Annotated in this window: 1 protein-coding gene; it reads left to right on the plus strand. The window is 65.3% G+C overall.

Annotated elements, in window-relative coordinates; translation table 11 throughout:
* Positions 1 to 680: CoA transferase (locus EOA36_RS36540; RefSeq protein ID WP_145969562.1), on the plus strand; the 680-nt coding region annotated here is incomplete at both ends.

Consider the following 680-nt stretch of genomic DNA (forward strand, 5'->3'; position numbering starts at 1 on the left):
GGCATGGGCGCATCGTTCCTGGCGCAGAACGCCGGCAAACGGTCCGTCATGCTCGACCTCAAGCAAGAGGCGGATCGCGAGTGCTTCCTCGACCTGGTCGCCAGCGCCGACGCGCTGGTCGAGAATTTTCGCCCCGGCGTGATGAAGCGCCTCGGCCTCGGCTACGATGTGTTGAAGGCTGTGCGGCCCGGCCTCGTCTATTGCGCGATATCGGGTTTCGGACAGAGCGGGCCGATGCGCGACAACCCCGCCTATGACCAGATCGTCCAGGGCCTTTCCGGGATCATGAGCATAACCGGCACGCCGGAAACCGCGCCGCTGCGCGTCGGTTATCCCGTTGCCGACACGCTGGGAGGGTTGGTCGGGGCGTTCTCCATCGCCGCCGCACTGGTCCGGCAGAAGACATCGGGCGAGGGCGCGTTCCTCGACGTGTCGATGCTCGAATGTACGCTTTCGGCACTTGGCTGGCCTGTCTCCAACTATCTGACGGCAGGGGTCGATCCCAAGCCGATGGGCAACGAGAATATGACCGCGGCTCCCTCCGGCGCCTTCCGCACCAGCGACGGGCTCGTCAACATCGCCGCCAACAAGCAGGAACAGTTCGTGACGCTGTGCCTGCTGATCGGACGTCCGGACCTGGCGTCGAACCCGCGCTTTGCCGAGCGCGAGACGCGCAAGAA

The sequence above is a fragment of the Mesorhizobium sp. M8A.F.Ca.ET.021.01.1.1 genome, assembly GCF_003998025.1.
In the GTDB taxonomy this organism is placed as follows: Bacteria; Pseudomonadota; Alphaproteobacteria; order Rhizobiales; family Rhizobiaceae; genus Mesorhizobium.